Annotated in this window: 9 protein-coding genes; all 9 read right to left on the bottom strand. The window is 63.8% G+C overall.

The window, feature by feature from the left end; translation table 11 throughout:
* Window positions 1-918: NADH-quinone oxidoreductase subunit L (locus tag Q8Q83_RS18770; protein WP_305625648.1), on the bottom strand; the 918-nt coding region annotated here is incomplete at its 3' end.
* On the bottom strand, window positions 915-1,223 hold the full coding sequence (gene nuoK / locus Q8Q83_RS18765; RefSeq protein ID WP_305625647.1) for an NADH-quinone oxidoreductase subunit NuoK: 309 nt from the start codon (window positions 1,221-1,223) through the stop codon (window positions 915-917). The genes Q8Q83_RS18770 and nuoK, both read right to left, overlap by 4 nt.
* A complete protein-coding gene (gene nuoJ, locus Q8Q83_RS18760) occupies window positions 1,220-1,729 on the bottom strand; it encodes an NADH-quinone oxidoreductase subunit J (protein ID WP_305625646.1) in 510 nt (169 codons plus the stop codon). The genes nuoK and nuoJ overlap by 4 nt, the downstream gene beginning before the upstream one ends.
* A 9-nt stretch (window positions 1,730-1,738) precedes the next feature.
* A complete protein-coding gene (gene nuoI, locus Q8Q83_RS18755) occupies window positions 1,739-2,287 on the bottom strand; it encodes an NADH-quinone oxidoreductase subunit NuoI (RefSeq protein WP_305625645.1) in 549 nt (182 codons plus the stop codon).
* Window positions 2,288-2,300: 13 nt separating this feature from the next.
* Window positions 2,301-3,293, bottom strand: coding sequence for an NADH-quinone oxidoreductase subunit NuoH (nuoH, locus tag Q8Q83_RS18750; protein WP_305625644.1), 993 nt, complete (start codon window positions 3,291-3,293; stop codon window positions 2,301-2,303).
* On the bottom strand, window positions 3,290-6,013 hold the full coding sequence (nuoG, locus tag Q8Q83_RS18745; RefSeq protein WP_305625643.1) for an NADH-quinone oxidoreductase subunit NuoG: 2,724 nt from the start codon (window positions 6,011-6,013) through the stop codon (window positions 3,290-3,292). The genes nuoH and nuoG overlap by 4 nt, the downstream gene beginning before the upstream one ends.
* 94 nt (window positions 6,014-6,107) lie before the next feature.
* The gene (gene nuoF / locus Q8Q83_RS18740; RefSeq protein ID WP_305625642.1) at window positions 6,108-7,463 is read right to left on the bottom strand and encodes an NADH-quinone oxidoreductase subunit NuoF; all 1,356 of its coding nucleotides are present in this window, start codon (window positions 7,461-7,463) and stop codon (window positions 6,108-6,110) included.
* Window positions 7,460-7,960, bottom strand: coding sequence for an NADH-quinone oxidoreductase subunit NuoE (gene nuoE, locus Q8Q83_RS18735; protein ID WP_305625649.1), 501 nt, complete (start codon window positions 7,958-7,960; stop codon window positions 7,460-7,462). Before nuoE ends, nuoF begins: the two co-directional genes overlap by 4 nt.
* Window positions 7,957-9,352, bottom strand: a 1,396-nt coding sequence (nuoC, locus tag Q8Q83_RS18730; protein ID WP_305625641.1) for an NADH-quinone oxidoreductase subunit C/D, incomplete at its 5' end; no start/stop codon positions are given. The genes nuoE and nuoC, both read right to left, overlap by 4 nt.

The following is a 9,352-nucleotide window of genomic DNA, read 5'->3' as shown; positions in this document are numbered from 1 at the left end:
GATGTCGGTCTGCACCAGGGCGGCGAAGCCGGCCAGGACCAGGGTCACGCCGCCGACTAGGCCGACCAGCTCGAGGATTTCCGGGGTCAGCAGGAACAGGCCGTGGGTACGGGCGATCAGGTAGACGCCGGCGGTGACCATGGTCGCCGCATGGATCAATGCGGAAACCGGGGTCGGGCCGGCCATGGCGTCGGCCAGCCAGGTCTGCAACGGCAGCTGGGCGGACTTGCCGACCGCACCGCCGAGCAGCATCAGGGTGGCGATCCACAGCCAGTTGTCGCCTGCGAGGTACTTCTGCGGCGCCAGCAGCATCAGCTCCTGGATATTCAGGGTGCCCAGATGGAAGAACAGGATAAACAGGCCGATGGCCATAAACACATCGCCGACGCGGGTAACGATAAAGGCCTTGAGCGCCGCGTTGCCGTTGGGCCTGTGCTTGAAGTAGTGGCCGATCAGCAGGTAGGAGCACAGCCCCACGCCTTCCCAGCCGAAGTAGAGGAACAGCAGGTTATCGCCCAGCACCAGGAACAGCATGCTGGCGATAAACAGGTTGGTGTAGGCGAAGAAGCGCGAGTAGCCCTCTTCACCGCGCATATACCAACTGGCGAACAGGTGAATCAGGAAGCCGACACCGGTGACCACGCCAAGCATGGTCAGCGACAGGCCATCCAGGTACAGGGTAAAACTCGGCTTGAGCGAGCCAACCGACATCCACTGCCAGAGCACCTGGGTGAACACGCCGTTTTCCGGCGGATTGAGGTTGAACTGCAGCATCACCCAAACGGCGGTGAGGGCCGATAGGCCGACCGAGCCAACGCCGATCAGGGCCGCGAGGTTTTCCGAGAGGCGGCCGCGGGAGAAGGCCAGCAGCACGAAGCCGATAAGGGGGAACAGGCAAGTCAGGAATAGAAGATTCATCCGCGCATCTCGCTGGCAGCGTCGATATCGAGGGTGTGGAAGCGGCGATACAGCTGCAGCAGGATCGCCAGGCCGATACTGGCCTCGGCGGCTGCCAGGGTGATCACCAGAATGAACATGATCTGTCCGTCAGGCTGTACCCAGCGGCTGCCGGCGACCACGAAGGCCAGGGCGGTGGCGTTCATCATCACTTCCAGGCTCATCAAGATAAAAAGGATATTGCGGCGGACCATCAGGCCGATCAGACCGAGGCTGAACAGCACGCCGGCCAAGGCCAGGCCGTGCTCCATGGGAATCGCATTCATGCGGTTGGCTCCTTGGCATCGTGGCGACCGAGGTGGTAGGCGGCGACCAGGGCGGCGAGCAGCAGCATGGAGGCCAGCTCCACGGCCAGCAGGTAGGGCCCGTACAGGGCGATGCCGACAGCCTTGGCGTCGACAGTCACCAGGCCGATGGAGGCACCGCTCGGGGATTGGAACAGGGCATAGAGCAACTGGCCGAGGAGCAGGGTGCTGAGGATGGCCGGGCCGGTCCAGATGCCGGGCGTCAGCCATTTGATTTCCTGTTCGGCGGAAGCCGGGCCGAGGTTGAGCATCATCACCACGAAGACGAACAGCACCATGATGGCGCCGGCGTAGACGATGATCTCCAGGGCGCCGGCAAAGGGCGCGCCGAGGGCGAAGAAGCACATGGCCACGGCCAGCAGCGAAACGATCAGATAGAGCAGGGCATGCACCGGGTTGCTGGCGCTGATCACCCGCACTGTGGAGGCCACGGCAGCGCCTGCGGCCAGGTAGAAAGCGAATTCCATCGGTCGTCCTTAGGGCAGTAAGCCTTTCACGTTGATCGGCTCGGCTTCACTCTGCGCGGCGCCTTTCGGCTTGCCGGCAATGGCCATACCGGCGACGCGGTAGAAGTTGTAGTCCGGGTTCTTGCCCGGGCCGGAAATCAGCAGGTCTTCCTTCTCGTACACCAGGTCCTGGCGCTTGTACTCGCCCATTTCGAAGTCCGGGGTGAGCTGGATCGCGGTGGTCGGGCAGGCTTCCTCGCACATCCCGCAGAAGATGCAGCGCGAGAAATTGATACGGAAGAACTCCGGGTACCAACGACCATCGTCGGTTTCGGCTTTCTGCAGCGAGATGCAGCCGACCGGGCAGGCCACGGCGCACAGGTTGCAGGCCACGCAGCGTTCTTCGCCGTCGGGGTCGCGGGTCAGGACGATACGGCCGCGGTAGCGCGGCGGCAGGTATACCTGTTCTTCCGGGTATTGCAGGGTGTCGCGTTTGCGGAAGCCGTGACTGAAGATCATCACCAGGCTGCGCAGCTGGGTGAAGGTGCCGTGCACCACATCCCCTATGTACTTGAACATTCTGTGATTCTCCTTACTGGGCCGCGGCCAGCACGAGCGCGCCGGTCACCAGCAGGTTGATAAGGGTCAGTGGCAGGCAGAACTTCCAGCTGAAGGCCATCACCTGGTCATAGCGCGGGCGCGGGATCGAGGCGCGCAGCAGGATAAACAGCATGATGAAGAAGCAGGTTTTCAGGGCGAACCAGATAAAGGGAATCTGCGGCAGGATGCCGAACGGCCCGTGCCAGCCGCCGAAGAACAGGGTCACCAGCAGTGCCGAGATGGTGACTATGCCGATGTATTCGCCGACGAAGAACATGCCCCATTTCATCCCGGCATATTCGATGTGGTAACCGTCGGCCAGCTCCTGTTCCGCTTCCGGCTGGTCGAAGGGGTGACGGTGAGTCACCGCCACGCCGGCGATAAAGAAGGTACAGAAGCCGAAGAACTGCGGAATGATGAACCACAGGTGCTCGGCCTGGTAGTCGACTATAGCGCGCATATTGAACGAGCCGACCTGGGCGACTATGCCCATCAGCGCCAGGGCCAGGAACACCTCGTAGGACACTGTCTGCGCCGAGGCGCGCAGGGCGCCGAGCAGGGCGAACTTGTTGTTGCTCGACCAGCCGGCGAACAGCACCGCGTACACCGACAAACCGGCCATGGCGAAGAAGAACAGGATGCCGATGTTCAGGTCCGCCACCCCCCAGTTCGGGGTGATAGGGATGATCGCGAAGGCCATCAGCATGGCGGCGAAGGCGATCATAGGCGCCAGGATAAAGACGAACCGATCGGCGAACGGCGGGATCCAGTCTTCCTTGAAGAACATCTTGATCATGTCCGCGGCGATCTGGAACATGCCGAACGGGCCCACGCGGTTGGGGCCGTAGCGGTCCTGCCACCAGCCGAGCAGACGGCGCTCGACGAAGCTCAGCAGCGCGCCACAGACCACTACCACCAGCAGAATGACGATGGCCTTGAGCACCGCGATCAGCGCATCGATTACCTCAGGAGTCAGCCAACTCATTGCGCGGCCTCCTGAATGGAAGTGACCAGGGCACCGGCAATCAACGCCGGAATGCCCGGCAGACCCACCGGCAGACCGACCAGGCCGATGGCCAGCTCTTCGCGGATTTGCAGCGGCAGACGCAGGGTCTGGCCGTTGAGGTTGAGGCTGAGCAGCGCGCCGTCGTTGACACCTAGGAGGTCGGCTTCGGCCTTGGCCAGGGCCACATAAGGTTGCGGAATGCGCTCCTGCACCGGAGCGGCGAGCGCAGAGGTTTCCTCGCTACCGAACAGGTGGTGCAGCGGTACGGCCTGCAGGGTGCCTGGCGCCGGGTTGAACGCGACGGGGGCGTTGAACCAGGGCAGCACAGTGCCTTTGGTTTCGATCAGGCGCACGCCCGGGTCGCCGGCACGCAGATGGCCGCCGACTTCATCCTGGAACTTGTTCCAGGCCTGCGGCGAGTTCCAGCCTGGCGACCAGGCGAACGGAATCTGCTGACGGTCTTCCTTGCTGCCGGAATAGCCTTCCATGGAGAAGGCGAAGGCCGAGTCCTTGTCCTGCGGTTGGCGCGGCTCGTGCACGCTGATATCGGCGCGCATGGCGGTGCGGCCGCTGTAGCGATGCGGCTCGCGGGCCAATTTCATGCCCTTGATGCGGAACGAGGCATTCGGTGCGGCTTCGCCGATACGCGTCAGCAGGCTATTGCTGGCGGCGCAGGCTGCGGTGACTGCGTCCAGTTGGGTCCAGTCGACGGCTTTGCCCTGCATTGTGCTGTGCAGCGCATGCAACCAGCGCCAGCCTTCGCGCACCAGGATAGTGCTGTCGTGGTAGCTCGGCTCGAACACCTGGAAGAAACGCTGGGCGCGGCCTTCGAAGCTGACCAGGGTGCCGTCGCCTTCGGCGAAGCTGGCGACCGGCAGCAGCAGATGGGCTTTGGCGCTGGTGGCGGTCTGCTGATGGTCGGCCACTATCACCACCTTGGCGGCAGCCAGGGCGGCGTCCACGCGGGCCACGTCGGCGCGGCGGTACAGGTCGTTTTCCAGCACTATCAGGGCATCGGCTTGGCCGGAAGTCAGGGCGTCCAGCGCCGCGTCCAGTGACTCGCCGCCAAACAGCGCGGCGCCCATGCTGTTGGCCTCCGGCACCACCAGGCTGATGGAGCCATTCTTCTCACGCTTCTTCAGCGCGCCGGCGATATTGGCCGCGGCTTCGATCAGGGCTTTGCTGCCCAGCGAAGCACCGGAGACTATCAACGGACGCTTGGCATTCAGCAGGGCCTCGGCGATGCGCTGTACCAGTTCGCTGGCCTCAGGCTCCAGGCCGTTGACGGCCGGGGCGCTCGGGTCGATGGCATGGGCCACGGCGAAGCCGAGGCGGGCCAGATCGTCCGGAGCGGCATGCACGCAGGCTTCGGCGATATCGTCGAGGCGGGTGGTGGCGACGCTGGCGATAAACAGCGGGTTCAGCGCGTCCTGAGCGACGTTCTGCACGGCAGCCATATGCCAATCCTGGATCTTCATCGAGGCGGCGATTTCGGTGGCCTTGCCCTTGACCGACTGGCGCAGGGCCAGGGCCAGGCGCGCGGCGGTCTGGGTCAGGTCTTCGCCGAGGACGAACACTGCGTCGTGGCTTTCCACTTCACGCAGGGTCGGCACCGGCAGCGGGCCGTTCTGCAGCACGTCGCGGATCAGGCGCAGGTTGGCGAGCTCCTGGGCGGCTATGCCGGAGTAGTAGTTGGCGGCGCCGACCAGTTCGCGCAGGGCGAAATTGCTTTCCAGGCTGGCGCGCGGCGAGCCGATGCCTATTACCCGTTTGCCCTTGAGCAGTTCGGCGGCCTTGTCCAGCGCAGCGTCTATGCCCAGCTGCGCATTGTCCCCGTCCTTATTAAGGAGCAGCGGCTGACGCGGGCGGTCTTCGCGGTTGACGTAGCCATAGCCGAAGCGGCCACGGTCACACAGGAAGTACTGGTTCACATCGCCGTTGAAGCGGTTTTCGATGCGGCGGATCTCGCCGTAGCGTTCGCCGGGGCTGGTGTTGCAGCCGCTGGCGCAGCCATGACAGATGCTCGGGGCGAACTGCATGTCCCACTTGCGGTTGTAGCGCTCGGAGTGGGTCTTGTCGGTGAACACGCCAGTCGGGCAGACCTCGACCAGGTTGCCGGAGAACTCGCTTTCCAGCACGCCGTCTTCGACTCGGCCGAAGTACACGTTGTCATGGGCGCCGTAGACGCCCAGGTCGGTGCCGCCGGCGTAGTCCTTGTAGTAGCGCACGCAGCGGTAGCAGGCGATGCAGCGGTTCATTTCATGGCCGATAAACGGGCCGAGTTGCTGGTTCTGGTGGGTGCGCTTGGTGAAGCGATAGCGGCGCTGGTTGTGGCCGGTCATCACCGTCATGTCTTGCAGGTGGCAATGGCCGCCTTCCTCGCACACCGGGCAGTCGTGCGGGTGGTTGGTCATCAGCCACTCGACGACGCTGGCGCGGAACTGCTTGGCCTCCTCGTCGTCGATGGAGATCCAGCTGTTGTCGGTGGCGGGGGTCATGCAGGACATGACCAGACGACCGCGGGTGTCGTTCTCGTCGTTGTACTGCTTGACCGCGCATTGGCGGCAGGCGCCGACGCTACCGAGCGCCGGGTGCCAGCAGAAATAGGGGATATCGAGACCGAGGGACAGACAGGCCTGCAACAGGTTGTCCGCACCATCGACTTCAAAATCTTTGCCGTCTACGTGGATAGTGGCCATGGTCGAGTTTCTTCTTTATCCGCGTGAGCGGACTTGGCTAATGGAATCACGCTGAGTCGCGGGGCCAGGTCAGTGGCCGCCGCAACGCAATTTTTTACGCGGGAGCGAATTGCCCCGTCGGCGCCGAAGCACTGCTGCTGGCAACGCCAGCCTCGAACTCCGAGCGGAAATACTTGATCGCACTGCCCAACGGCTCGACCGCGCCCGGTGCGTGAGCGCAGAAGGTCTTGCCGGGGCCGAGGAAGTTGACCAGGCCGAGCAGGGTCTCGATGTCTTCCCGGGTGCCTTGGCCGCGTTCCAGGGCGCGGAGAATCTTCACGCTCCAGGGCAGGCCATCGCGGCATGGGGTACAGAAGCCGCAGGACTCGCGGGAGAAGAACTCTTCCATATTGCGCAGCAAGGACACCATGTTGACGCTGTCGTCCACCGCCAGGGCTAAACCTGTGCCCATGCGGGTACCGACCTTGGCGATACCGGCGGCGTACATCGAGGCGTCCAGGTGTTCCGGCAACAGGAAGCCGGTGCCGGCGCCGCCGGGTTGCCAGCATTTCAGCTTATAGCCGTCGCGCATGCCGCCGGCATAGTCCTCGAACAGCTCGCGGGCGCTAACGCCGAACGGCAGCTCCCACAGGCCGGGGTTCTTCACCTTGCCGGAGAAGCCCATCAGCTTGGTGCCCATGTCTTCGCTGCCCGGACGGGCCAGACCCTTGTACCAGTCGACGCCGCCCGAGACGATCGAGGGCACGTTGCACAGGGTCTCGACGTTGTTGACGCAGGTCGGTTTGCCCCACACGCCGACAGCGGCCGGGAAGGGCGGCTTGGAGCGCGGGTTGGCGCGGCGGCCTTCCAGGGAGTTGATCAGCGCGGTTTCTTCACCGCAGATATAGCGGCCGGCACCGGTATGCACGAACAGCTCGAAGTCGAAGCCCGAACCGAGGATGTTCTTGCCCAGCAGGCCGGCGGCCTTGGCTTCGGTAATCGCGCGGTTGAGGTTGGCGGCCGCGTCGACGTATTCGCCGCGCAGGAAGATATAACCGCGGTAGGCCTTGAGCGCTCGCGCACTGATCAGCATGCCCTCGATCAGCAGGTGCGGCAGCTGCTCCATCAGCATGCGGTCTTTCCAGGTGTTGGGTTCCATTTCATCCGCGTTGCACAGCAGGTAGCGGATGTTCATGGATTCGTCGGCCGGCATCAGGCCCCACTTCACCCCGGTGGGGAAGCCCGCACCGCCGCGGCCCTTGAGGCCGGAGTCCTTGACCGTCTGCACTATGTCGGCCTGGGCCATTTCGCCCAAAGCCTTACGCGCGGCGGCGTAGCCGTTCTTCGCCTGGTATTCCTCGAGCCATACCGGCTGGGCGTCGTCGCGCAGGCGCCAGGTCAGCGGGTGGGTTTCTTCGCTACGCGCGATCTTGTTGGCCGGGCCAATGGAGGTCAGCGTCTTGATCGTCATACGTAGGCCTCCAGCAGTGTGGCGACGCCGTCAGGCTGCACGTCGCCGAAGGTGTCGTCGTCGATCATCACGGCCGGGGCCTTGTCGCAGTTGCCCAGGCAGCACACCGGCAGCAGGGTGAAACGGCCGTCGGCACTGGTCTGACCCAGGCCAATCCCCAGCTGTTGCTGGATGCTGGACACCACCGACTCATGGCCGCCGATAAAGCAGGTCATGCTGTCGCACACGCGAATGATGTGGCGACCCACCGGCTGACGGAAGATCTGACTATAGAAGGTGGCCACGCCTTCGACGTCGCTGGCCGGAATGCCGAGAATCGCGCCTATGGCATCGGCGGCGCCGTCCGGCACCCAGCCGCGCTCCTTCTGCACGATTTTCAGCGCTTCGATGGACGCCGCACGCGGGTCTTCGTAGTGGTGCATCTCGTGCTCGATGGCCGAGCGTTCGGTTTCGCTGAGGACGAAACGATCAGTTTGAATAAGCGTGCTCATAATCAGCGGTCCACGTCGGCCATAACGAAGTCGATACTGCCCAGATAGGCGATGAGGTCGGCCACCATGCTGCCGCGGATCACCGAGGGGATCTGCTGCAGGTGCGGGAAGCTCGGGGTGCGGATCCGGGTGCGGTAGCTCATGGTGCTGCCGTCGCTGGTCAGGTAATAGCTGTTGATACCCTTGGTCGCCTCGATCATCTGGAAGCTCTCGTTGGCCGGCATCACCGGGCCCCAGGAAACTTGCAGGAAGTGGGTGATCAGGGTCTCGATATGCTGCAGCGTGCGCTCTTTCGGCGGCGGCGTGGTCAGCGGGTGATCCGCCTTGTACGGACCTTCCGGCATATTGCGCAGGCACTGGTCGATGATGCGGATGCTCTGGCGCATCTCTTCCACGCGCACCATGCAGCGGTCGTAGGCATCGCCGTTGTGCGCCAGCGGTATCTCGAATTCGAAGTTCTCGTAGCCCGAATAGGGACGCGCCTTGCGCAGGTCGAAGTCCAGACCGGTGGCGCGCAGGCCGGAGCCGGTGACGCCCCACTCCAGCGCTTCCTTGGTGTTGTAGGCGGCTACGCCGACGGTGCGGCCCTTGAGGATGCTGTTCTTCAGCGCGGCCTTTTCGTATTCGTCGAGGCGCTTGGGCAGCCACTCGACGAATTCCTTGACCAGGCCATCCCAGCCGCGCGGCAGGTCGGCGGCGACTCCGCCGATGCGGTACCAGGCCGGGTGCATGCGGAAGCCGGTGATGGCCTCGATCACCTTGTAGGCGCGCTGACGGTCGGTGAAGGTGAAGAACACCGGGGTCATGGCGCCGACGTCCTGGATATAGGTGCCGAGGAACAGCAGGTGGCTGGTGATGCGGAAGAATTCCGCCATCATCACCCGGATAAAGTCCACGCGCGCCGGCACCTTGATCCCCGCGAGCTTCTCCACGGAGAGTACGTAGGGCAGGTTGTTCATCACCCCGCCGAGGTAGTCGATACGGTCGGTGTAGGGAATAAAGCTGTGCCAGGACTGGCGTTCGGCCATCTTCTCGGCACCACGGTGGTGGTAGCCGACTTCCGGCACGCAGTCGACTATTTCTTCGCCATCCAGCTGCAGGACGATACGGAAGGCGCCGTGGGCGGAGGGGTGGTTGGGGCCGAGGTTGAGGAACATATAGTCCTCGTGCTCGCCGCCACGTTTCATGCCCCAGTCTTCCGGTTTGAAGCGCGCGGCTTCTTCTTCCAGCTGCTGCTTGGCCAGGTTCAGGCTGAACGGGTCGAATTCGGTGGCGCGCAGGCCGGAGCCGGTGACGCCCCACTCCAGCGCTTCCGTGGTGTTGTAGGCGGCTACGCCGACGGTGCGGCCCTTGAGGAGGCTGTTCTGCAGCGCGGGCTTTTCGTATTCGTCGAGGCGC

Source organism: Pseudomonas sp. (genome assembly GCF_030696055.1).
Lineage (GTDB): Bacteria > Pseudomonadota > Gammaproteobacteria > Pseudomonadales > Pseudomonadaceae > Aquipseudomonas.
Note: the sequence above shows the minus strand (reverse complement) of the source record. Positions and strands in the feature narration are given on the sequence as shown.